The sequence below is a fragment of the Niallia sp. CD-39 genome (genome assembly GCF_059874745.1).
This window is the reverse complement of the sequence record NZ_JCBCPS010000002.1, coordinates 343046-367408: the sequence shown is the minus strand read 5'-3', so window position 1 is coordinate 367408 and position 24363 is coordinate 343046. Positions and strand designations below refer to the sequence as shown.

Annotated in this window: 27 protein-coding genes; 4 read left to right on the top strand and 23 right to left on the bottom strand. The window is 39.5% G+C overall.

From position 1 onward, the window contains the following. Positions 1-32: 32 nt before the first annotated feature. A complete protein-coding gene (locus tag AC6F34_RS08145) occupies positions 33-299 on the bottom strand; it encodes a hypothetical protein (RefSeq protein ID WP_500770855.1) in 267 nt (88 codons plus the stop codon). Between the two features lie 255 nt (positions 300-554). On the opposite strand from AC6F34_RS08145, the gene fabZ reads away from it, so the two are divergent. Beyond that, positions 555-977: a 3-hydroxyacyl-ACP dehydratase FabZ gene (fabZ, locus tag AC6F34_RS08140; protein ID WP_500770853.1), complete on the top strand. Its 423-nt coding sequence runs from the start codon at positions 555-557 to the stop codon at positions 975-977. Positions 978-1145: 168 nt separating this feature from the next. Here the strand turns inward: fabZ and AC6F34_RS08135 are convergent, their stop codons facing one another. The 5 genes from AC6F34_RS08135 to spoIIID form a co-directional block, all read right to left on the bottom strand. Beyond that, on the bottom strand, positions 1146-1415 hold the full coding sequence (locus tag AC6F34_RS08135) for a DNA-directed RNA polymerase subunit beta (protein ID WP_500770851.1): 270 nt from the start codon (positions 1413-1415) through the stop codon (positions 1146-1148). Positions 1416-1428: 13 nt separating this feature from the next. After that, the gene (locus tag AC6F34_RS08130) at positions 1429-2271 is read right to left on the bottom strand and encodes a flagellar hook-basal body protein (RefSeq protein ID WP_500770849.1); all 843 of its coding nucleotides are present in this window, start codon (positions 2269-2271) and stop codon (positions 1429-1431) included. A 29-nt stretch (positions 2272-2300) separates the two neighbouring features. Continuing rightward, positions 2301-3140, bottom strand: coding sequence for a flagellar hook-basal body protein (locus AC6F34_RS08125; protein ID WP_500770847.1), 840 nt, complete (start codon positions 3138-3140; stop codon positions 2301-2303). A 293-nt stretch (positions 3141-3433) separates the two neighbouring features. Then, entirely contained in the window at positions 3434-4435 is a 1002-nt protein-coding gene (locus AC6F34_RS08120; protein ID WP_500770845.1) for a rod shape-determining protein, read from the bottom strand. 376 nt (positions 4436-4811) lie between these two features. Further along, positions 4812-5087 carry a sporulation transcriptional regulator SpoIIID gene (gene spoIIID, locus AC6F34_RS08115; RefSeq protein ID WP_500770843.1) on the bottom strand — a complete coding sequence of 92 codons (276 nt, stop codon included), beginning with the start codon at positions 5085-5087 and terminating at the stop codon, positions 4812-4814. Between the two features lie 686 nt (positions 5088-5773). On the opposite strand from spoIIID, the gene AC6F34_RS08110 reads away from it, so the two are divergent. Then, positions 5774-6433 carry a LysM peptidoglycan-binding domain-containing protein gene (locus tag AC6F34_RS08110; protein ID WP_500770841.1) on the top strand — a complete coding sequence of 220 codons (660 nt, stop codon included), beginning with the start codon at positions 5774-5776 and terminating at the stop codon, positions 6431-6433. A gap of 62 nt (positions 6434-6495) precedes the next feature. Here the strand turns inward: AC6F34_RS08110 and spoIIQ are convergent, their stop codons facing one another. Then, positions 6496-7341 carry a stage II sporulation protein SpoIIQ gene (spoIIQ, locus tag AC6F34_RS08105; RefSeq protein WP_500770839.1) on the bottom strand — a complete coding sequence of 282 codons (846 nt, stop codon included), beginning with the start codon at positions 7339-7341 and terminating at the stop codon, positions 6496-6498. Positions 7342-7423: 82 nt separating this feature from the next. Between spoIIQ and AC6F34_RS08100 the strand changes: the two genes are divergently transcribed. After that, positions 7424-7894: a VanZ family protein gene (locus AC6F34_RS08100; RefSeq protein WP_500770837.1), complete on the top strand. Its 471-nt coding sequence runs from the start codon at positions 7424-7426 to the stop codon at positions 7892-7894. Positions 7895-7962: 68 nt separating this feature from the next. On the opposite strand, the gene AC6F34_RS08095 is transcribed toward AC6F34_RS08100, so the two are convergent. After that, on the bottom strand, positions 7963-9108 hold the full coding sequence (locus AC6F34_RS08095) for an acyl-CoA dehydrogenase family protein (protein WP_500770835.1): 1146 nt from the start codon (positions 9106-9108) through the stop codon (positions 7963-7965). A gap of 116 nt (positions 9109-9224) precedes the next feature. Here AC6F34_RS08095 and AC6F34_RS08090 point away from each other — a divergent pair, with 116 nt between their 5' ends. Beyond that, positions 9225-9455 carry a DUF6199 family natural product biosynthesis protein gene (locus tag AC6F34_RS08090; RefSeq protein ID WP_500770833.1) on the top strand — a complete coding sequence of 77 codons (231 nt, stop codon included), beginning with the start codon at positions 9225-9227 and terminating at the stop codon, positions 9453-9455. Positions 9456-9481: 26 nt separating this feature from the next. On the opposite strand, the gene spoIID is transcribed toward AC6F34_RS08090, so the two are convergent. The 15 genes from spoIID to AC6F34_RS08015 all read right to left on the bottom strand — a co-directional run bounded on the left by spoIID (position 9482) and on the right by AC6F34_RS08015 (position 24360). Continuing rightward, positions 9482-10501 carry a stage II sporulation protein D gene (spoIID, locus tag AC6F34_RS08085; RefSeq protein ID WP_500770831.1) on the bottom strand — a complete coding sequence of 340 codons (1020 nt, stop codon included), beginning with the start codon at positions 10499-10501 and terminating at the stop codon, positions 9482-9484. A 76-nt stretch (positions 10502-10577) separates the two neighbouring features. Beyond that, positions 10578-11009, bottom strand: coding sequence for a hypothetical protein (locus tag AC6F34_RS08080; protein WP_500770829.1), 432 nt, complete (start codon positions 11007-11009; stop codon positions 10578-10580). Continuing rightward, entirely contained in the window at positions 10996-11208 is a 213-nt protein-coding gene (locus AC6F34_RS08075; RefSeq protein ID WP_500770827.1) for a helix-turn-helix transcriptional regulator, read from the bottom strand. The genes AC6F34_RS08080 and AC6F34_RS08075 overlap by 14 nt, the downstream gene beginning before the upstream one ends. Before the next feature lie 579 nt (positions 11209-11787). Further along, positions 11788-13101, bottom strand: coding sequence for a UDP-N-acetylglucosamine 1-carboxyvinyltransferase (gene murA / locus AC6F34_RS08070; RefSeq protein WP_500770825.1), 1314 nt, complete (start codon positions 13099-13101; stop codon positions 11788-11790). A gap of 33 nt (positions 13102-13134) precedes the next feature. Then, positions 13135-13875 (bottom strand): YwmB family TATA-box binding protein, encoded by a 741-nt coding sequence (locus AC6F34_RS08065; RefSeq protein WP_500770823.1) that lies wholly within the window; start codon positions 13873-13875, stop codon positions 13135-13137. 202 nt (positions 13876-14077) lie between these two features. Continuing rightward, positions 14078-14317, bottom strand: a complete 240-nt coding sequence (locus AC6F34_RS08060) for a DUF1146 family protein (RefSeq protein WP_500770821.1) — start codon at positions 14315-14317, stop codon at positions 14078-14080. A 255-nt stretch (positions 14318-14572) separates the two neighbouring features. Beyond that, on the bottom strand, positions 14573-16084 hold the full coding sequence (nuoN, locus tag AC6F34_RS08055) for an NADH-quinone oxidoreductase subunit NuoN (RefSeq protein WP_500770819.1): 1512 nt from the start codon (positions 16082-16084) through the stop codon (positions 14573-14575). A gap of 6 nt (positions 16085-16090) precedes the next feature. Further along, positions 16091-17596, bottom strand: a complete 1506-nt coding sequence (locus tag AC6F34_RS08050; protein WP_500770817.1) for an NADH-quinone oxidoreductase subunit M — start codon at positions 17594-17596, stop codon at positions 16091-16093. Next, positions 17593-19461: an NADH-quinone oxidoreductase subunit L gene (nuoL, locus tag AC6F34_RS08045; RefSeq protein ID WP_500770815.1), complete on the bottom strand. Its 1869-nt coding sequence runs from the start codon at positions 19459-19461 to the stop codon at positions 17593-17595. Before nuoL ends, AC6F34_RS08050 begins: the two co-directional genes overlap by 4 nt. Positions 19462-19539: 78 nt before the next feature. Further along, positions 19540-19854: an NADH-quinone oxidoreductase subunit NuoK gene (gene nuoK, locus AC6F34_RS08040; RefSeq protein WP_500770813.1), complete on the bottom strand. Its 315-nt coding sequence runs from the start codon at positions 19852-19854 to the stop codon at positions 19540-19542. Continuing rightward, positions 19851-20363, bottom strand: coding sequence for an NADH-quinone oxidoreductase subunit J (locus AC6F34_RS08035; protein WP_500770983.1), 513 nt, complete (start codon positions 20361-20363; stop codon positions 19851-19853). The genes nuoK and AC6F34_RS08035 overlap by 4 nt, the downstream gene beginning before the upstream one ends. After that, positions 20363-20782 (bottom strand): NADH-quinone oxidoreductase subunit NuoI, encoded by a 420-nt coding sequence (gene nuoI, locus AC6F34_RS08030; protein ID WP_500770811.1) that lies wholly within the window; start codon positions 20780-20782, stop codon positions 20363-20365. The genes AC6F34_RS08035 and nuoI overlap by 1 nt, the downstream gene beginning before the upstream one ends. 57 nt (positions 20783-20839) lie before the next feature. After that, on the bottom strand, positions 20840-21847 hold the full coding sequence (gene nuoH, locus AC6F34_RS08025) for an NADH-quinone oxidoreductase subunit NuoH (protein ID WP_500770809.1): 1008 nt from the start codon (positions 21845-21847) through the stop codon (positions 20840-20842). After that, entirely contained in the window at positions 21847-22947 is a 1101-nt protein-coding gene (locus tag AC6F34_RS08020; RefSeq protein ID WP_500770807.1) for an NADH-quinone oxidoreductase subunit D, read from the bottom strand. Before AC6F34_RS08020 ends, nuoH begins: the two co-directional genes overlap by 1 nt. A gap of 3 nt (positions 22948-22950) precedes the next feature. Then, complete coding sequence (locus AC6F34_RS08015; protein WP_500770805.1) at positions 22951-24360, bottom strand: NADH-quinone oxidoreductase subunit C; 1410 nt, start codon at positions 24358-24360, stop codon at positions 22951-22953. Between the last annotated feature and the right edge of the window lie 3 nt (positions 24361-24363).

The following is a 24363-nucleotide window of genomic DNA, read 5'->3' as shown; positions in this document are numbered from 1 at the left end:
GGCGATTCATTCGCCTGCCTCTTTCTTAATGATTATTGATTATTTTCATCATTCATTCTGTCATTCTCTTCTTCCATCATGTCGTTCTCTTCATTTAAATCATTGTCGAGATTGTTATCATTTTCGAAGTTATTACCATCATTCTCTAAATCCATGTTGCCATCATTCTCTAGATTGTTACCATCTTCAATCATGTCATCCTCTGGTGGTGGATTTTGATCATCCGCTCCACAGCCTGCAAGTAAAGCCGCCGATAGTAATGTTCCACCAACGATTTTAAGTAATTTATGATTTTTCATGATTTTTCCTCCTTTTAGAATCTTGACCTATCATCGGTCTTTTTTATCGTTCCCAATTAGAGATACTTCTTGCACCTTCCAGAAACTTTCTCTTTCACCATGGCTTGTTTCTTGTTTACACGGTACACAAAAAAATAAACGTTTAATTTATTGGTAAATTGATCCATAATTTTAAGAACGTTTAATTGTTTGCTTTCCAACAGGTGAATTTTTTAGTACAATAAATTAAAACCTATTATTATTAGGAGGTACTAAATGTTAGACATTGATGAGATTAAAAAGATCATTCCACATCGTTATCCATTTTTATTAGTTGATCGAATTTTAGAAGTTGAAGAAGGAAAAAGTGCGGTTGGCATTAAGAATGTGTCTGCAAATGAAGAGTTTTTCAACGGGCATTTCCCCGATTATCCAGTTATGCCAGGGGTTTTGATCGTTGAAGCATTGGCTCAAGTTGGAGGAGTTGCAATGCTTAAAAAAGAAGAAAACCGAGGGAAGCTTGCATTTTTCACTGGGATTGATGGCTGTCGTTTTAAAAGACAGGTGAAGCCAGGTGATCAATTGCGTTTAGAGGTTGTAATGACACGTGTAAAAGGGCCGATTGGAAAAGGAAAAGCTCTTGCTACTGTTGATGGAGAATTAGTTTGTGAAGCAGAATTAATGTTTGCTTTAAAATAAATAAAAAAACAAGCATCCAAATCCGAGTTTGGATGCTTCAAACTGATGGTTTATCTAATTTTAAAAATCACTCTGAAAAACATGTAGACAAAGTCGACTTTAGACTTTGTCTACATTCTCAAGCATCCAAACCCGAGTTTGGATGCTTCATTAGGTATAAGCTATCATCTATTCTTTTTCGATTAAATCCAAAATATGCGTCCATGTCGTCTTTTCAAAGATATCCGTTGGGTTGCCTTCACCGATCACTCCGTAGCCAATTGCTGCTCCTACAATCGCGCTTAAAACTGTAAATAAAAGCACAAGAATGACACGTAGCCAAATAGGAATAAGACGGACACGAATACGTCTTTTAGTAGGCTTTTCTTTTTGCTTTTTTTCACCTTTTATTTGCTCTCTTGTTTTCGGTGCTTCTTGATTATGTTGATCGACGGTCATGGTATTACTCCTTTTAACGAATTCCATTTACAAGTCCCATCATTTGGTCTGCAATAGAAATCGTTCTCGATTGAAATTGATAAGCTCTTTGAACGTTAATAAGCTCAGTCATTTCAGTCGTTAAATTGACATTGGATTGCTCTAAAACCCCTTGAGCCATTTGGATTTCATTACGCAGTCCACCATTAAGGTCGGTTAAGATTTCATCTACTCCAACCTCAAGATCTGCCATATTGACTGGAAGTCCAAGTAGGTTTTCCCCTTTTTGTTCTAAAAACTGAGGCTTATTCATATAAGTGATTCCAAGATTATAGGAAGTTGTCGCACCATTGGCTAGTGTTCCTACAATCCTCCCCTCTGATGATACACTAATTCCAGTTGTATCTCCATTCAATACGATCGGATTATTGTTTTCATCAAGGACAGGATAACCCTTTCCAGTGACAAGCATGACTTCATTGTCTGACGTTGGTGTCAAGTAGAAGGCACCGTCACGTGTATAACGAATCTCAGAACCATTTTCCGTTTGTTCTAATACACGGAAATATTGTCCCCCAACTGTAAGGGCCATGTCAAGAGGGCGATCAGTTGTTTGCATATTCCCAATGGATCCAATCATTTTCGACTGTGCAAGCTTCGCACCTACACCTTGTCTAATTCCCATTGGTGTCAAACGGTTTTGTTCAACATTTGCATTCGGCTGATTATTGAATTGTTGGTATAAAAGGTCGGTAAAGGTTGCTTCTCGCCTTTTAAAACCCGTCGTCCCAACATTCGCAATGTTATTACTTACAATGTCCATTTGCTTTTGTAGCTGAGCCAATGTATTTGTTGCAGTAATCATTGTTCTATTCATAACGATCCCCTTTTCTCCTACTAACTCTATTAACCAATTCGACCAATTTCATTCACCGCTTTTTCCATGCTTCGATCATATGCTTGTAAAACCTTTTGATTTGCTTCAAATGCGCGATATGCAGTCATCATATCTGTCATTGTACGGCTAACATCTACATTGGATCTTTCTAAAAAGCGCTGCTGTGTACTGAATTGAACATTGTCCATCACGTAGGCTGAGGCTAATTGTCCTCCATCCTCCGTTCTAAACAGTCCGTCTCCCTCTTTAAGCATTCTCAATGGGTTTTCAGTAAATGCGACACCAATACGCGCTGTTTCTCCGTTATCGCCAATCAAGTATCCTTCTTCAGAAAGTTGGAAAGAATCGCTTTCTAACTGAATCCGTCCACCTTGATCATCTAAAACGTAAAGGCCACTAGCCGTTGTTAAATAACCTTCTCCGTCCATTGTAAAGTTCCCATTTCTCGTATAACGAAGATCTCCATCTGGTCCCTCCACAGTAAAGAATACAGAACCTGGCTGACCGTTTTCCTCATTTATCGGCATAAACACATCAATTAATGCAACATCTGTATGTAAACCTGTTTCACGAATATCCCCTTGGATAAACGATGGGATTGCTTCTTGCATATACACACCTGTACTAAGGCTCCCAATTGGATTGCCTGTTAACGTATTGAGGCGGTTTTGAGTAGGGATTTGGTCACGATCGTATCGTTGCAAAAGCATCTCTGGAAAACTACGTATCGAAGATTGCTCTGCCTTAAAGCCCGGTGTTTGGGCATTAGCTAAGTTATTAGATAACATTTCTGTTCTTCTTTGTTGTGTTAACATTCCTGACGCAACGGTATAAAACCCTTTAAACATTCCTATCACCTCAATTTTGAAATTAAGCCGATCATTTTTGATAATTCTATTATAAGTAAAATGAACGATTGTTTCAGCAAAAAAATCAATATTTTGTCAAAATATTTGCAATTCGCTTGCGCCCTACATAGAGTCCATTCCATCTTACCGCATATTTTGACCTATATAAACGGTATATGGTGCAGAAACATTAGGTCTTTCTTCCTTTTCTATCGTCATATTGTTTATATGGTGTTCTACTAGGGAATATAAATCGAAAAGGCATCGGGAACCCCAATGCCTCACTAAATAATTTAGCTTAATTTACGTTTTGGTAAACGATCGATATTATCGAGCATAATGCCTGTCCCAATTGCAACACAATCCATTGGATTTTCAGCAACTAAGATTGGTACCTTTAGTTCCTCTGCTAATAATAGATCAATACCATGGAGCAATGCCCCACCACCTGTAAGGATGACTCCACGGTCAATGATGTCAGCTGAAAGTTCTGGCGGAGTTCTCTCTAACACACTTTTTGCAGCTTGAACAATGACTGATACAGACTCTCTTAGAGCTTGTTCAATTTCTTCAGAATGAACGGTAATTGTTCTTGGAAGTCCGGATACCATATCTCGTCCTCGAATATCCATTTGCTCTTTTCTTGATCCAGGGAAGACAGTAGCGATTGTTGTCTTAATATCTTCAGCCGTTCTCTCACCAATTAGCAACTTGTACTCACGCTTAATGTATTGAAGGATTTCTGCATCAAATTTATCCCCAGCCATTTTTATCGAAGAAGATGTAACGATATCACCCATCGATAGAACAGCAACATCTGTCGTTCCACCACCGATATCAACAACCATGTTTCCGCTCGGCTGAAAAATATCCATGCCGGCCCCAATTGCTGCTACTTTAGGCTCTTCTTCTAAATACACCTTTTTCCCACCACTTTTTTCTGCGGCTTCTTTAATTGCTTTCTGTTCAACACTTGTAACATTTGTTGGGCAGCAAATTAAAATGCGAGGCTTTGATAAAAACCCTTTAACATTCAATTTATTAATAAAATGTTTAAGCATTGCTTCAGTTACATCAAAGTCAGCTATGACACCATCTTTTAATGGGCGAATCGCAATTATGTTCCCTGGTGTACGACCAACCATGCGGCGTGCTTCCTCTCCCACTGCCAAAACTCTATTCGTGTTCTTATCAATGGCTACAACAGAAGGTTCATTTAAGACAATGCCTCTTCCCTTCACATGTATCAATACATTAGCTGTCCCTAAATCGATCCCTATATCCCTAGCAAACATTCCTCTTCCTCCTTCTATTAGTAAACGCTATCGTTCAAGCGCATCTCACATCAATTACTTTTTACATATCTTTTTTATTTTTATTGATTGAAAACAAGCAAATGACGCTGCCCATGTTTCCATGGCAACGTATACAGTTTCACGATCGTATTAGCCAAATTTCATCACACATATAATCTACATATAAAACCTATTATCCTAATTGTATATTTTAACATAAGCATCGCTAAATATATAATAATTTGTCAAATTTTCTGCAACAATTTTATAAATCAATTCGTGATAGAATAAGTCGAACCTCGTTTGTTTGCAGACATAAAAAAAAACGTAGAACCCACTCGGAATGTTCTACGTCATTTGAATTTTTGTACCCTCGTTAATTTTTTATTGCTTCCTCTTCAAACTCTTCTTTTTTGTACTTCATCTTCGTCGCTTCGCCACCACGTAAATGTCGAATTGATTTATGATAATCTAATATTTCCTTTACTTCATTAGCTAGTTCAGGATTAATTTCAGGAAGCCTTTCTGTCAAATCTTTATGGACTGTACTTTTGGATACGCCAAACTCCTTCGCAATTACGCGAACTGTTTTCCTCGTCTCCACGATATACTTTCCTATCTTGATTGTTCTCTCTTTGATGTAATCGTGCACACCACTCGCCTCCCTAAATTGGATGTGAGAAGTGTGAAATGAGACTCGCTCGTAACTTTGACTTATACTATTTTCCGCATAATCTATGTACTTCACTTTCGTTATGCGGCGAAACGAAGCTTTCCTTTTGACTGCTGCAGTTAAACATGTCCGGAGGCTTATTCACTGTTAGAAATAAACGATACCCACCTCAAACATTCTCTTTATAAGGTTTGTAACAGTTTATTAGCTTGTGTAAAGATATATGCACAATTTAACCAATACGGACAAGGTATGTTCAAATATTTTTTGATTTCGCAAACTTTTCTGTTTTTAAGGACTACCCATGACTTTTAACATATGAAAAAAGATTGTCTATTTCTACATATTTCGACCTTTTTACATAGGACCTATTCCCTTTCTTTCGACGATATTCTTCATAACGAAAACATCATTCTTAATAAAAAAACTAAAATATCCGATCTTTCATCCCATAAATTTCTTATGTTTCACACTTTCTTTCATTTTAAGCTTCATACTAATGATCTAAAAAAAGACATTCATCCTCTTTTTTCACTAGATAACCACTATGTCATCATCCCTATTGTTCATATATAGGTCTTCACCTACACTAAGTCGTGTGCACAGTACATATATATGCCTATAAGTCCATTTTCATCCAAAAATATAGTAGGGGAGGTCCATACATGAACCAGCCAATAGTAAAAACTAGAAGAGAACGTTTAAATGAAGTAAAAAAACGCAACAGAAGAAAAGGTACACTCAAAATTGCTGGTGTTACAATGGCTGCAACAATTGCAACTACAACATTCGGCAGCAGTCATACACATGCAGAGTCCGGAATGTATATAATTCAGCCGGGCGACACATTGTATAGCTTATCAAGGGAATATGCTACAACCGTTGAGGAACTAATGGAAGTAAATGAGTTAACCTCAGATCGGATTTATGCTGGAGAGTCATTAATCGTACCAACAGAACATCATACAACAGAAACTTTCTTACAACATGCAGCGATTTATACAGTTGTTCCCGGAGACACGTTATGGGGAATTTCAGAGCGATACAACACTTCGGTGGAACAATTAAAAACATTAAATCACTTGAAAAGTGATCTCGTCATCATCGGTCAACGTTTAATTATATTAGAAGATATCCTTATGAGAGAAGCTAAAATTGTTGGAGCAGCTGATAATTTCACTGTTGAATTTACGGATGGTAAAGAGACTTTTACTTTGAAGGTCCCTTATGGCACTGCACAGGAATACCAGCGTTTATCTGGAAAGTTAGCAAAAATCACCTATAAGAACGGATCTGTCATTAATATTGAAGTAAAACTACGATAAAACGATGGCCGACAGAAAAAAAGCACTCATCTTCATTTGGATGAATGCTTTTCGTACTTTAATTATGAATTTTGTGATTCAGTTGTGTCTTCTTCTACATGATCATGCTCTTCATCTTCTTCTGAATCTGTTGAGCCTTCCTCATCGTCATTCGCATTTTCTTCTTTATCAGAAGAATCATCTTGACTCATTTCGCCAACTTCACCAGCAGCATCATATTGCATTAAGGCACTTAATGGCTTTTCAAAGAAATCAATTGGGTTTACTGCAATGCCATCTTTTCTAATTTCAAAGTGTACATGCACACCCGCATCTTCATTTAGCTGACTAACTCCAGCTTTCGCAAGAACATCTCCTTGTTTCACTTCGTCGCCAACCTCAACTTCAATCTCTGTAACAGATTGATACACTGTTACAATTCCTTCTGCATGCTCCACTTCAATTACATTACCTAGCAACGCATCATTAGAATCTACTTTTGTGACAGTTCCACCAAGTGCGGCTAATACGTCAAATACATCTCCATCTTTTTGGACGTAATCAATTCCTCTATTTGGCTCGAACTTATTATTATAGAATACTAATGCAGCCTCTTGCTTTTCGAGATCATCATTCACATTGTAGAATCCTTTTTGAACGAGAACATCATCCGCTTCCTTAACAGGAATTACAAAGTTTTCTAAAGATCGATTCACCTCAATAGCTGAATCTTTGCCAGTTAGATCCGTTGCTGAATCATCAATATTACCTGGAGTTGCTGAATTGTCACCAATGTTTTGATACCACAATACGGCTGTTAAAAGTAATGCTGCAGTTGCAATATAAATTGCTGGGAGCGCCCAACGCTTCTTCATAAAGCGCTTAAAGCTGGAATCTTGAGAAGATCGTTTCTTTTCTTCCTCTCTCATTATCATCACCTCAGCAATCAGTTTGAACAGATTGCAAGGATAATATACACTATTAAAGAAAAATATTTTTTACGCTTATCTTTTGTTATCGTATTCAATCTTATACATCTTTTTTTATGAAAGTAGGAGAAAAATATTGAAATGGTTATTACGTATTCTTCCTTTTGTTTACATGGGTATTATCTGGTATTTATCAAGTCACCCTACTGATAAAATTGTGGAGTTGCCCGCAACGAATATTGATCGCTCTTTGAAGGAATCTCTTCATTTAGTTGAATTTGGGCTACTTTACCTCTTTTTCGTTCTCGCATTTTTAACGACTAAATACAGCTTTACAATGAAAGTAAACTTTCTCTTTATGGGGATTGCCGCACTATATGGAGTTATTGATGAGGTTCACCAATATTTTGTGCCAGAGCGTTCTGCATCGGTATTTGACGTTATTAAAGACTGGATTGGGGTGGCAGTTGCCTCACATTTTATTCATCACTCATATTTTAATGGAAAATTCCCGAAAATCCGTAAGTGGCTGGCAACTATTGAAAAACTCTAAGGGCGTCACAAAGGGACACCCTTAGAGTTTTAGGTGAGATGCCAGCGTTTGGTTTGGGCAGAGCCACTCTAGCGTTTTAATGCCTCCTGTGCGAGTGCAGCTATCGTCATATCATCCATCGGTGGATTATGGAGCCCCGCTCTAACGTCCCGATAATAACGTTGCAACGGACTGGTTTGCGATAAACTCTTTGCACCAACAACACGCATGGCTAAATCCACAACTTTAATTGCCGAGTTCGTGACAACTAATTTTACGGCTGCCAAATCCGACTTTAACGCCATTCGGTCTTCTTTAGAAAGTCGATCCCATTCATCAGCAACACTATAGAGGAATCTTCTGCTTTTACGTAGCTCTAGTTCCATCTCTCCAATTTTTTGCTGTACGGTTGGCAAGTCTGCTATCGTCCCTTCAATGCTATTAGGAGAGTAATTATTGGCAAATTCAAGCGCGTAGGATTGGGCTGCTTGTGCAATTCCTAAATAACAGGCAGGAATATGCAGTAACCACCCTGAAGCTTCTTGTTTTCTTTTTTGCACATATTCAACGAGGTTATTCTTCGGCACTTTTACATCAGTTAAGATCAGGTCATGACTTCCTGTTGCTCGCATTGCGACACTATCCCATGTTTCCTCTATTTCAACCCCATCGTTTCGTTCAACTAAAAAGAACGCTACTTCGTCTGTTCCTTGGATCGATGCGCTCACATTAAAATAGTCTAGAACCGGGGACATCGTTGCAAATGTTTTCCGACCGTTGATGAGCCAGTAATCCCCTTGACCGACTGCAGTAGTCGTTGGCTTGCCACCTCTTGTAGGACTGCCTGTTTGCGCCTCACTCGCACAAGCATTGATCAGTGCACCGTGTTGAACAACTCTTTTACAAACATCTGCATAGACTTTTTCATCCCATGTTCGTTTTTCTCCTAGATCATACATGATCCCCATATGCCATCCTATTGCGAGCGCCGTCGATCCGTCTCCTTGTGCAAGGCGTTCTTGAAGCTTGAGAAATGGGGATAGCTGTAGCCCTTCTCCTCCATATTCCTTTGGTACAGTTAGTGAAGGATACCCTGCTGCCTTTAAATCTTCAATGTTTTGAAATGGAAAGCGGCCCTCTTCATCATTTTGTCTCGCCCGCTCGTGAAACTGCTTTGCTAACGCACTCATTTCATTGAGCATTTCTTCGAATGAATGTAAGCTGTGAAAGCTCATCTTGTATTCCCCTCCTTATTCCGACTAATTCTCTATGTTTAATTATATCTACAATTTATGAGAAGCGAAACTTATGAAGCTCCAATCCGTATATAATCTTATTAGGAGGGAATTTTATGGCAGGTTGGATTGTTTTTTTTATATTATCGATACCTCTTTTCGCTTACTTAATTTGGGCTTATTTTGAGCCTGAAGAGTCGATGCTTTTTGGGGATCGATGGAAATACAAAGAAGAGCCCGAATATTCCGAGGAATCGATTAAGTACACAAAAATCTCCTCTCTAGTCGGGATTATTATACTTGCACTCATTTTTATCATTTCATTTATCACAATTATTTTAGAGTAAAAAAATAAAGCTACAGCGCTGTAGCCTTATTTTTTTGCAATCACCTCTGCTAGAAGCGGTGTAGAACTTTCAACTTCTACTCCTTGATAGTAATAGGCGATAATTTCTTTATAAGATTTCCCTTCAGCAGCCATTCCATTCGCTCCATACTGGCTCATTCCTACTCCATGACCATATCCTTTCGTTTTTATGACAACATCATTGCCACTTTTTTCGATCGTAAAGTCAGTCGATTTTAATTCCAATGCATCGCGTAGATCGGTACCAGAAATTACTTTTCCATTAATATCAAATTTACCAACGCGTTTTCCAGCAGTCCATTCTACGACTCTCCCAACTTCATTTCCATTCGGTACCTTCACACCAAGGATCGCTTCAAACTGTGTGATTGGAATTGTCTTTTCTCCACCAAACTTCGGTGTGTTTACATCCCATGGACTTTCTACACTTTTTAAATACGGTACAGCATTTGTCCAAACGAATTCGGAGTTTTCAGTGTACCCATTGCTCGTTGAAAAGAATTGGGCTTGGATTGGCATTCCATCATATGTAACAATTTGGCCACCAGTTTCTCTAATCGCAGCTTTTATTCGCTTTAATTTTTGATCATAATCAGCTTCCCAGATTGCCTTTAATTCCTCTGAATCCTTAAACACCTGATGAGATACTGTATCAGTCACCATAGCGCCTTGTGGAATTGACGTATCTCGATTCATCATTTGCCTAACTAGATAGGTGCGAGCAGCCAGAGCCTGAGCTTTCAAAGCCTCCATCTCAAAATCAGCAGGCATTTCCGATGCAACAACACCGATCAAGTAATCCTCAAGAGAATACGTTTCTACTGCTTCCTTATTTGTCCGATAAACCGTTATTTCCACTGGTGGTTCATGTAATTCTGTGTTTCGCTCGAGCTCTTCTCCATTCGCCTTTTCTTTTTCAATAGGCGGATTGTCTTTCGAAAACGGCAAGACTAGTAATGCGGGAACGATCATTATTACTGCAAAAATTACGGCAAGTAGTACTACGATTGGTTTAACATTAGACATCATTTCAGCCTCCACATCTGTTAAGTCTACATTTCATTCATATGGATGTGGACAAGCCTTTATGACAACAATCTACTTATTCATCCTCCCATTCATTTTCAAGATTTTTACGAATGCGATATATGTAAGCACATGGGATAATAAAACAAACAAAGACAACGAATCCAATTAATATCGCTACAAACGTATCCGACTCTGGAGTGAGATACACCAAAATTGCTACTGCTATTGAAATAAGCGTGGTCACAGCAATACCAATATACAATGACTTCTTTGCATTTTTTACAGGCTTTTCATGCTCAACGCTTATCGACATCGACAAATAAGCGAGCACAATCGCGGTGACCATAAAAACAAGCCATAACGGGTTATTTCGCATTCCTTCCATCCCGCCTTGAGAAAATTCATAGGCAAGAATCGCTAAGACACCAATAGTTTGGACGATAAACGCAATTCTTAAGTTTTGTAAATTCCTTAATTTTAACCGCTCATCCTTAATCTTTTTCATACTCTTCCTCCTCTACCCAAAAAATTTCATCTAAACTTGCTCCAACCGCATAACAAATTTGCAAACAAAGCTTCAAAGACGGATTATACTTCCCTTTTTCAATTAAGCTGATCGTTTGTCTTGTAATTCCTACAGCATGAGCAAGCTCTAGCTGGGTAAGCCCAGTCTTCACACGTGCAACCTTCACATGGTTTTTCATCACAGCACCTCTTAATTTGAATGTAACATATAAATTACATTATGTAAAATATATATTACATATATTAATTCATTTAGTTATCTCAATCACTCCGAGCAGGTATCGAGAAATATTAAGGATTTTTGAAAAACTGGGAGGCGATTTGAATAGCTTTTGGAGTCTTTCCGACAAATCTGAGGTGTTTCCGACAACTTTTGGGTGTTTTCCGACAATTCTGAAGGGATTCCGGCAACTTTCGGGGACTTTCCGACAATTCTGAGGCGTTTCCGTCAACTTTCGGGGACTTTCCGACAATTCTGAGGCGTTTCCGACAACTTTTGGGGACTTTCCGACAATTCTGAGGCGTTTCCGACAACTTTCGGGGACTTTCCGACAATTCTGAGGCGTTTCCGACAACTTTTCAATAACTTTCGGCCTTTTATCAACAACTTTGATGCGATATCTACAACTTTCAATGCTTTTTCAATAACTTTCAGACTTTTATCAACAACTTTAATGTGTGATATCGTCAACTCCCAGCGTTTTATACATAACCTATGAAGAAATAAACCAAACAAAAAACACCACAAGTTGTGGTGTTTATGCGTTCATATCTGAAATATAGGTTTCTTCTGTAACGTCCACTTCATTCTGCTCTGTGATGCGTTCGATATCTGCACCAAGTGCTGCTAGTTTGTTGTGGAAATTAACATACCCGCGGTCTAGATGCTTTAATTCAGTAACACGAGTTACACCGTCAGCAACTAAACCAGTTAAAATTAATGCAGCAGCTGCTCGTAAATCGGTTGCTGCTACTTCTGCACCTTGTAAATTAGATGGACCATTCATAATCACTGAACGTCCTTCAATTTTAACGGAAGCATTCATACGACGGAATTCCTCTACATGCATGAAGCGGTTCTCAAAGACCGTTTCAGTGATCACACTCGTACCTTGTGCATGTAGGAGCAATGCCATCATTTGTGATTGCATATCCGTTGGAAATCCTGGATGTGGCATTGTTTTAATATCAACTGCTTTTAAATTCTCAGGGCCCAATACGCGAACGCCTTCTTGCTCTTCAATAAAGACGACACCCATCTCTTCCATTTTTGCAATTAGAGATGTTGAATGTTCTGGAACTGCGCCTTCAATTAAAACATCTCCACCAGTGATGGCAGCTGCAACCATGAATGTACCAGCTTCAATTCGATCTGGAATGATTGAATGTTCGGCACCGAATAATACATCGACACCTTCGATACGGATTGTACCTGTACCAGCACCACGAACTTTCGCTCCCATGCTGTTTAAGAAGTTTGCTAAATCAACGATTTCAGGTTCTTTTGCTACGTTTTCAATAATTGTTGTTCCTTTTGCAAGGGTAGCAGCCATCATGATATTTTCGGTAGCTCCGACACTAGGGAAATCCAAATATATTTTTGCCCCACGCAAACGTCCACCAGACGCCTCCGCTTCAATAAAGCCATTTCCAACCTTTACAGTTGCACCCATTGCTTCAAATCCTTTTAAATGCTGATCAATTGGACGTGATCCAATTGCACAACCTCCAGGTAAAGCAACACGTGCGCGACCATTTCTTGCTAATAGCGATCCCATTACTAAAACGGAAGCTCGCATTTTTCGTACATATTCGAATGGTGCCTCTTCCTTCAACTCCCGAGATGCATCAACGATTACTGTATTATTATCAAATGCCACTTCAGCATTTAAATATCTTAATACTTCATTAATTGTGTATACATCGGAGAGAGTTGGGACATTACGAATTACGCTTTTTCCATCACTTGCTAATAGTGTAGCAGCGATAACCGGTAAGACAGCATTTTTTGCGCCTTCAACTCTTACAGTTCCAGATAGCCGATTTCCGCCGCGGACGATGATTTTTTCCAAAGTGTATTCCCCTCCGCGTCCATTTTCTCTATATTAATATTCAATCGTAATGATGGGTGTGCCAATAACTATAGTTGTCCTTGAGCCCAACCCGTCGTTCCTTACTCCTATTTGTACATTCATTGATTGATCACCAACATCAAGCGTGTTATCAATCATCGGTGAATAAGCTGTCATGGATACAAAATTGTCTTCATTTGATCCTTCTAGTTCCTTAGCTTGCAAATCTTCCAATAGACGTAAAGCTATTTCATTTAGCGGTTCATTCATTTGATTCATGAATTCGCCTTTGATACAAGAGAAGAACATGGTCTGATCATGAAATAACTGGTGCCTTCGTTCGTTCACTTTATGCAAAACGGTCTTTTCTGTATCTTCATCCCATTTTTGCCCAGTTACTTGATACGTGACAAATGATTGAACCCCATTTGCCCCTTCTGTTGAAAGCACTTGAATCGTTTCAGTTCCGTAGTGAGTAACCAAAACGGCTTCAGCCACAAAGTGACCTTCACTTAAAGCATGCTTTTCCCAGTTAAAAGATGAAAATTGCTTTTCCAATTGTGATTGTACCTTGATCACGTCTTGAAAGTTTTGAACTCCTTCCATCTTTTCCCTTGTATATAAAGACCATTCATTAATCATAATATTCTCGTCTTCAAAAATGTTAGTCAATAATGATATATCCACTTGATCAGATGCTACTGTTGTCTTATTCCCAGTGACCGCTACAATCAAACCTATTGCAACCGCCAAAAAGATACTTATTTTTTTCATTACGCTCTCATCTCCCTTACTAATCAGTCTTAACAAGGAAAGATTGAAGCATACTTGAATTTCATCGTCACTTTTTGACATTTCACTGTCCATTAAGGCACAAATTGTGTTCATATTCACAATGAGAGAAAACACACAACACTATGCATTGTACTGAAAAATTGTGAAAAAGAAAACATGTATGAAGACCTAATATTTGTCTTTAGAAAACGAACAATAACTGTGGAAGCTGCTGTGACCATATTAAATAATCTAGGAAGAAATTACTTACTGCTGAGCCAATAGCAATAGACAACAATATGTAGAGAAGTCTTGCTTGGAAAACCTTATTTGGCTTTAACAATTGGTCCAATCGAATCGATTGCAAAGCGTACCAGGTAAGTGTAATAAACAGCAAATGAGTAACAATACCCAGCAATGCTTGTTGACCAAAACCAATCATGTTTTTCTCTCCATTTCAGTTTGTGAAATTTCAGAATTTCAAATTCCAATATTCAACATTTCTAGCCAAGATTAGACATTTGTACAGTCCACATTTATCTTATCATTTGACGAGATAATATACTAGAATGTTTCATAAAAAACACAACTTTTTTTCATGTAAAATCTTCCTTTACATATGAATAGACATGCTCCTAATTCATGCCCATAATACACAATAAAAAGACTGTAGGGTTCCCCCTACAGTCGATTCCAATTAATCAAAGAAGTCGCTGAATTGTTCGAATTGTCCATGCAAGAAATCAAACGCAATATTTGGGAAGATTCCTAATCCGATCGTACCGACAATACAAATACCTATGATTAGAAACAGTGGAGCGCTTCCTCTCATAACCGCCTTTGAATGCATTGGCCTGAAAAACATTTGTGTCATCACACCAAAGTAATACACGTAAGAAACGATAGTCATAGCAATTAGGATAGACGCTAGAACATAATGTGCCGGATTAGTAGCTAGCGCTCCCATAAAGATTTGTAGCTTTCCGATAAAACCTGCTGTTCCTGGAATCCCTGCCAATGATAAGAGGAATATTGATAGTGCGACAGCTAGCATCGGCGCTCTCTTATACAAGCCTGCAAATACGGTGATATCCTCTGATTTCTCTTTTTCAGTCACATATTGAATGACAGCGAATGCTCCAATATTCATAAATAAGTATGCTGCTAAGTAAAACCAGATTGTTTCAAGCATGAAAACAGATAGAGCAGCTAGCGCAACGAGTAAATATCCTGCCTGTGCAATACTAGAATAAGCAAACATCCTTTTAATATTTCTTTGTCTAAGTGCAATGATATTCCCTACAATCATTGTAATTCCTGCTAAGACTGCGATAAAAATTTGAACACTTAAAATAAATGGCTCTGCTCCCGTTATGTCACTTGCGTTGAAGAATACAGCAACAATTAAGCGTAATATGATGATGAATCCAGCTGTTTTTGATACAACGCTCAAGAACGCTGCAACCGGTGTCGGTGCTCCATTGTATACATCTGGAGCCCACATGTGAAAAGGTGCAGTTGCAATTTTGAATGATAAGCCAATAAATATCATAAAAAACGCAATTCCTAAAATATACGTATACTGAGCCATTTGACCTTCTGCAAGGATGAATGCCATCTCATGGAGGTTGGTCGTTCCAGTAACTCCATATAAATAACTCATTCCAAACAAGGTCACCGCTGTTGAGATTCCTCCATTGATCACATATTTCATTGCTGACTCATTGGAAGCAAGCTCTGTTTTTCTCATACCTGCTAATATATAGGATGAAAGGGCAAGAAGCTCTAATCCGATAAATAATGTAATTAAATCGCCGCTTGACGCCATGAACATCGTTCCTAGCAATGCGGCTAAAAATAAGTAATAAAACTCACCACGATACTCATGCAACCCTTCATCTGTTTCATAGCTGATCGCTAGTAACATGACGAGTGCTGCGCCAATTAATAAAAGAAGCTTAAACGCAATCGCAAATGAATCTAATCTAAATGTATCGAATAGAATGGAAACAGGTTCATTCCCTAAAAGAGTGAGCAAGTATACGAGCGCTGCAACTATCCCAGCAAATCCTACCCACCCAAGCACCTTGCGATTAATCGATTTAGGCATAAACAAATCTGCAATAGATAATGCTGTAGCGACACCAAGAATGATAAATTCAGGCATCATAAAGCTCCAGCTATAGGATAATAAAGTTTCTAAATCCATCTGTCATCACCGTCCTATCCCGAGCAGTATAGTTTCGATCGATGGGGAAAGCGGTATGCTTAAGATAGATGGATAAACACCTATCAAAATGATTAATCCTACTAATACTACAGTTGGAACAACTTCCATTCGGTTTAAATCCTTCGTTGCAGTAAATTCTCTCTCTGTTTTTCCAAAAGTCATTGCGAGTACGGCACGCAACAAGTATGCTGCAGTCATAATAATTCCGATACACCCGATTGCAGCAAGTATTGGCATCTCTTGGAATAATCCTAAAAACGCCATGAATTCACTTACAAATCCCGACATTCCTGGCAAACCTAATGAAGCCATTGCTCCAACTAATAGGAGCCCAGAAATGATCGGTATTCCCTTCGCTAAACCACCGAGTTTACGAATATCAGATGTATCAAAGCGCTCATACAACACTCCGACTAAGAAGAATAAAAAGGCTGCAATAAGACCATGTGAAACCACCTGGAATATGGCTCCTTGTAAACCAGCTTCATTTAACGCCGCTAACCCGATTAGCACGATCCCCATATGCGATATCGATGAATAGGCAAGAACCATCTTGAAGTCTGTTTGAATAAAAGCCAGAAATGCACCATACAACAAATTCACTACACCAAGAATGGCAAGAATAAGCGCTAAACTTTCGAATTGATCTGGGAAAATCCCCATCCCAAAGCGTATCATTCCATAAGCACCAATCTTTAATAATACACCTGCATGAAGCATTACGACCGCTGGCGGTGCCTGAACATGAACCTTCACCATCCAGCTATGTAGTGGAAAAATTGGCAGCTTTATTGCAAAAGCGAGTAAAAAAGCAATGAGCACACCTAATTTAAAGTTTTCTGAAAGCACTTGAGTATCAGTTGCTACAATGGTCCTCAGCAGTTCAATATTCGTTGTTCCAATACGAGCAAACAGCGACATAATTGCCACTAATAAAATCGCTGAACCAACACCGTTGTATATTAAGAAACTGTATGCAGCTTTTTCCTTTTCAAAATATCCCCATTTCCCGATGAGAAAGAAGGCAGGGACTAAGGTGATTTCAAAAAAGATAAAGAACAAAATTAAATTCTCTGCTGCAAAAACGCCTAGCATTCCGACTTGTAGCAATAAGAAAAGCATAAAATACCCTTTGATTTCTGACTGTATTTTTGCCGACGCGATGGCTGCTAATGTCGTTAATATTGCTGTAAGTACAATCATTACAAGTGAGAACCCATTCAGCCCTAGTTCAAAATCAATTGCAAACATCCCGCCGAATCGGCCTGGTACATCAAAGGAAATCCACTCTTTATAAAACATATACTCCGTAAGATCCGCTCCGCTCCTATGTTGAAAGAAGGAAACTAACGATAATGCAAGTGCAGGTAATGTTGCGATTACACCTACCGTTGTAATCAGTTTTCGGTTCCCACGTGGCAAGCAGGCTAAAACAACAATCCCTAACAAAGGAGAGAATACAAGAATCGGCAATAAGTAAGCTACATTCATCTTAAGTACCCCCCTGTTATGGCATAGATGAATAGGATAATCCCTAATCCAACAAATCCGATTGTTCCATACGTTTGAACTTGCCCATTTTGAACAGATGATCCTATCTTTGCAAGGGATACAACCGTAGCCTTTGTCAGCTTAACAATCCCCTCCACAATAAATCTCTCAATAATTCTTAAAAATGCACTAATCCATTTTACTCCTCTTACAATCGTTGCCTCATATAGCTCATCCATCCAATATTTATTAGACAAAGCTGAATAGATGCCAGAAGTTCCACTCGATAACCAATCTCTTTCAATGGAACCTTTCCCGTAAATGAAGTAGGCAAGGACTATTCCTGCTACAGAAACAAGAGTAGCAACGATCATAATCCATGCCGGACCATGTATATGAGCAGGCCCAAGCTGGTCTGTTCCCGCTGTTAGCCATTCTCCTAAAAACGCACCAAACCAAGGCGTATTCACATATCCTGCTGTCACGGCGAGAAATGCTAAAATAACCATCGGCCATATCATGACGTTCGGGGATTCATGAACCCCTTTCACCTCACTACGTGGCGAGCCGGTAAAAACCATAAAGAATAAGCGGAACATATAAAATGCTGTAAAGAATGCGGCAATGACTGCTAGGAAAAATAAGACGATATTGCCTTGCTCCCATGTTGCAATTAAGATTTCATCTTTACTGAAAAAGCCTGAAAACAGCGGAACACCACTAATTGCTAATGTTCCAATTAAGAATAGCGGACCAGTCACTTTAAGCTTCTTCCATAATCCACCCATTTTTTCAATGTCTTGTGTGTGAACTGCGTGAATAACGCTTCCCGCTGCTAAGAAGAGCAATGCCTTGAAGAATGCATGGGTCATTAAGTGAAAGACACCTGCCACATAACCTGCTGATCCTAATGCTAGCATCATGTAGCCAAGTTGGCTGACCGTAGAATAGGCTAATACCCGTTTAATATCCTTTTGGACAAGACCAATGCTTGCAGCAAAGATCGCTGTAAAAGCGCCGATCACCGCGACGGTCATAAGTGCGGTCTCGCTCGCAGCAAATAACGGGAACATCGCTGCGACTAGATAAACACCTGCTGCGACCATTGTTGCTGCGTGAATCAAAGCGGAAACAGGCGTTGGTCCTTCCATCGCATCAGGTAGCCATGTGTGCAGTGGGAATTGACCTGACTTACCAATGGCACCAACAAAGATTAAAATTGCTGTCAAAGTAATCATTTCTGTTGAGATTGCCCCTGCAGAAACAGCAGCAAAAATCTCATCATATTCAAAGCTGCCAACTTGCCAGAATAAGAGAATCATCCCGATGAAGAGACCAACATCTCCAATTCTAGTCATTATGAACGCTTTCTTCGCAGCTGCTCTTGCTTCATTTTTATAGTAGTAAAAGCCAATTAATAGGAATGACCCTAATCCAACTAACTCCCAAAACACATACGTTTGCAAAAGGTTTGGTGAAATGACTAAACCGAGCATTGCAAATGTAAATAACCCTAAGTATCCATAAAAAATATGGTAGCGTTGATCTCCCTTCATGTAGCCCATTGAATAAATATGTACGAGTAAGCTAACGAGTGAGACAATTCCTAACATTAAAGCATTTAATTGGTTGACTTCAAACCCCGCTGTCAGTTGTAAATCTCCAATATTAAGCCATATGAATTCAGCTTTGTAATTTGGTAATGAAAACCGTTGAAACAAGGTCCACATTGATAACGCCAAGGAAACAAACACGAGAGTAATCGCAACGTATGCGCTCTTTTCCTTCAAACGTTTCCCAAAGAACAGAAGGAGTATAAACGAGATAAGCGGGAAAAGCGGTATGATCCATGCATTTTCCATCATTATCACAATCCCCTTTTTAATCACGTAATGATCAACTTATACGTGATAGATTGAGACGAACATCTTCACCTTGAACAATTAATTCTTCAATACATTCATTTCGTCTACATTAACCGTTTTTCGATTTCGATAGAGCGCTATTAAGATTGCCAGCCCAACAGCTGCTTCAGCTGCTGCTACAGCAATCGCAAACAAGGCAAACACTTGACCATCAATTGATGGCATCATTCCGTGCTTACTAAATGCAACTAGATTTATATTTACAGCATTGAGCATTAGCTCAATTGAAATTAACACGATCACGATATTCCGTTTTGTTAAAGACCCGTATAGTCCGATGCAAAAAAGAATAAGTGCGAGTGCTAAGTATGCGGATAAAGGGATTGAGCTCATTCTTGATCCGCCTCCTTATCGTCTCGTTTCGCAAGAACAATGGCTCCGATCAAGGCAACCAATAGAATGACCGATGTTAATTCAAACGGGATGATGTACTTTGAATAAATCGCTATTCCTATTTGTTCGGTATTGTTCACATGTAAATTTGCATCTGCGGCAGGGAATTCTAAATTATATATACCTGCATAAATGGCAATTCCAAAGCCTGCTATTCCCATAATCAAAAACAACCTTCTCCAAATACTCACCTTCGGTTCACTTTGATCATTATGATTCGTGAGCATGATGCCAAACAGCATGATGATCGTAATCGCACCAGAATAAATGAGGATTTGAACAACCGCAATAAATTCAGCAGATAGAAGGACATAAATGCCTGCGATGCTGATAAATGTAAAAACAAGCGCCACGACCATATGGACGACTTTCTTTAAGTGGATTAATAGAACGCCTCCAATGATCGCGACAATACCAAGGCCCACAAAGGCTAAAAATTCACCTGTCATCATGGCTTATTCACCTTCCGTATGTTCTCATCATTCTCATCAAGCCACTGAAGATTTTTAAATAGTTCATCCCTACTATATTCTGCAAGTTCAAAGTTGTTTGTCATAATGATCGCCTCTGTCGGACAAACCTCTGTACAAAGATCACATAAAATACAAATTTCAAAGTTAATATCATACGTTTCTATGATTTTTCCTTTTTTCGTTGGATCAGGATGTTTTCTTCCTGTTAATTGAATGCAATCAGTCGGACATATATTTGAACATTGGTTGCATACGATGCATTTTTCAGGATAGAACTTTTGGATCCCTCTAAAACGGTCTGGAAGAGGTATCGGCTCATTTGGATAATCATAGGTTACCTTTTTACGAGTTAAGTTTTTTAACGTATATGCTAAACCTTTCGTTAATCCGAGCATATCATTCCCCCCTAATTATTTGAGGATGTACGTATAAGAAAAGAGCAGGTTTTCCTTTTAGAATAGAGAAAAAATCTCTTTTGCAATCGCGGTTAAGAAAATATTTGCTAATGCTACTGGTAATAATACCTTCCATCCAAATTCCATTAGCTGGTCCGCTCGAAGCCTAGGGAACGTGACGCGGAACCAAACGAGCACAAAGATCACGACTGAGAACTTTAGCGCAAACCATACTGCGGATGGAATAAATCCTAAGAACGGTAATGGTAGCCATCCACCTAGGAATATGACTGTAATCAATGCCGACATCGCAAAGAGATAAACATATTCAGCGAGCATAAAGAATGCCCATCGGAAACCTGAATATTCGACATGAAATCCAGCAACTAATTCTGATTCAGATTCGGCTAAGTCAAATGGAACACGGTTTAACTCTGCAATTGCTGCGATAAAAAACACTACAAAGGCTATAGGCTGCAAGACGATAAACCATACGTTCTCTTGTGCTGCCACTATGTCGTTAAGGTTCAAACTACCCGTTAAAAGGACAACCCCAACAACTGACATAACAAGGGGAATTTCATATGAGATCATTTGCGCTGCTGCACGCATACCTCCAAGCAATGAATATTTATTATTCGATGCCCATGCAGCTGTCACTACACCTAAAGTCGTTAATCCTGATACTGCAATATAATAAAGCAAGCCTACGCCAATATCAGCAAACTGAAATTTATCAGTAAAAGGTATTACCGCCAGCACCATAAAGGCTGGAGTAAATGCAATCACCGGAGCCAAAATAAAGAGCGGTCGATCTGCCACTTTAGGAATCGTATCCTCTTTAATAAGTAGCTTTAAAACATCCGCTACTGTTTGCAACAGTCCCCAGCGTCCACCAACTTGGCTAGGTCCGTGGCGAAGCTGCATAAATCCCATTACTTTACGTTCAGCTAAAATGGCATATGTAACAAATCCTAAAACAACTAGTAAAAGCACAGTTGCTAGTAAGAAAAATACTAAAAAGTTTACAAGGCCAGCCTCTGCATTCAAAAGGTTTTGAATCATTAGCCATCCACCTCCCCAAGAACAATATCAATTGCTCCTAAGATCGCAATGAGGTTTGCCATGTTTTGGCCTTTCAATAACTTCGGTAATATTTGCAAATTATAAAAAGAAGGTCTTCGAAACTTTAGTCGATAAGGTTCTTTTTTTCCATCACTTGCAATGTAACAGCCGATTTCTCCACGTGGAGATTCAATTCTGACAAACGCTTCTCCCTTTGGTGGTTTAATGATTTTTGGAACCTTCGCCATGAATGGTCCTTCTTTAGGAAATTGCTGTGTTGCTTGATCTAAAATTTTTAGCGACTCTTCAATTTCTCGAGTTCGAACATGATACCTTGCCCACGCGTCGCCGCCTTCTTCCACTGGGACGTCAAAATCAAATCGATCATAGATTGAATAGGGTTCATCTTTTCTTAAATCCCATTTCACGCCAGTACAACGCAAGTTTGCACCACTTAAAGAGTATTGGAGTGCATCTTCTCGTGTATACGCCCCCACACCTTTCACGCGATTCATAAAGATTTCATTCCCAGTTACCAATTGGTGATAGCCTTTTAACTGTTCTCTCATATATGGGATAAACTCTTCTACTTTTTCAATCCAGCCTTCTGGGGCATCCCATTTCACTCCACCTACACGCATATAGTTAAAGGTAAGCCTCCCACCAGAAATCTCATTTAATAGATTTATGATCATTTCTCTTTCTCTAAATGCATATAGAAATGGACTCGTCGCACCTAAGTCTAGTAAATACGTTCCCCACCATACAAGATGGCTCGCTATTCTGCCTAATTCCATCGTGATAATCCGGATATACTCAGCTCTTTCAGGGATTTCAATATTCATCATCGTTTCTACTGCATGGCAGAGAACATAGTTATTTGTCATAGCCGCCAAGTAATCGAGACGATCAGTATAAGGAATAATCTGTGTAAATTGAAGATCTTCAGCAATCTTTTCTGTACCACGATGCAAGTACCCAATTACAGGCTTAGCCTCCGTTATGATTTCTCCATCAATTTTGACAACTAGGCGGAACACGCCATGTGTACTTGGATGCTGAGGCCCAACATTTAATAGCATCTCTTCCGTTCTAATCAACTGCTACACCTCCACATCGTATGGCTCATAATCTTTCCTCAGAGGGTATCCGACCCATTTTTCACCGAGGAATATCCTGTAAAGGTCTGGATGCCCTTCGAAATGAACGCCTAACAGATCATAAGCTTCACATTCTGGCCAATTCGCACCCTGCCATAACGGTTGCAATGAAGAGATTCGCGGTTTTTCACGAGAAATCTTTACCTTTAGCGCGACCGGTTGGTTGTTTTTGTAAGAATAAAGATGACTGTATACTTCCATATGGGTTTCAAAATCTGTAGCATGTAGTTCTGACAAGTAGTCGAATCCTAATTGCTCGTTGTATTTCAAAAACTCCGCTACTTTGTAATAAGTCTCAGGTGTTGTTACTAAGGTAGGAACATCTTTTGATAATCTATTAATATAGAAGTCTTCTAAAGAATCTTCACCGAGATTTTCCTTAATACACTTCACATATTTATCAAGCAATGGTTGGTTTTTAGATGAGATTTCTTCGGGGGTAGACTCAGGTTGCTTTGCTCCACCTAATTTTGCATTTGCCGCCGCTGCTGCCTTCGCTTTTGCTGCTGCAATTGCCTTAGCTTTCTCTTCGTCTGTTGTACCGGTTTCTCCAGCTTTTGCTTTCGCCGCAGCTGCTGCTTTGGCCTTTGCCGCTGCGATTGCCTTTGCCTTCTCTTCGTCTGTTGCACCGGTTGCTCCAGCTTTTGCTTTCGCCGCTGCTGCTGCCTTGGCTTTTGCCGCCGCTGCCGCTTTTTGCTTTGCGATATCTAATGGCTCTTTCTCAGCTGATGCTTCCGATTCCTTCGACTTCATTTTTGCTAGCGCTGCTGCCTTGGCTTTTGCCGCTGCTGCTGCTTTTTGCTTTGCGATATCTAATGGCTCTTCCTCAGTCGATGCTTCAGATTGCTTCGACTTCATTTTTGCTAGCGCTGCTGCCTTGGCTTTTGCCGCTGCTGCCGCTTTTTGCTTTGCGATATCTAATGGCTCTTCCTCAGTCGATGCTTCAGATTGCTTCGCCTTCATTTTTGCTAGAGCTGCCGCCTTGGCTTTTGCCGCTGCTGCTGTTTTTTGCTTTGCGATTTCTAATGGCTCTTCCTCGGATGATGCCTCGGATTCCTTCGCCTTCATTTTTGCTAAAGCTGCCGCCTTGGCTTTTGCCGCTGCTGCCGCTTTTTGCTTTGCGATATCTAATGGCTCTTTCTCAGCTGATGCCTCAGATTCTTTCGCCTTCATTTTTGCTAGAGCTGCCGCCTTGGCTTTTGCCGCTGCTGCCGCTTTTTGCTTTGCGATATCTAATGGCTCTTCCTCAGCTGATGCCTCAGATTCTTTCGCCTTCATTTTTGCTAGAGCTGCCGCCTTGGCTTTTGCCGCTGCCTCTTTCTTTATTTGATCAAGGTCCTTCTCCCCACTCATTGG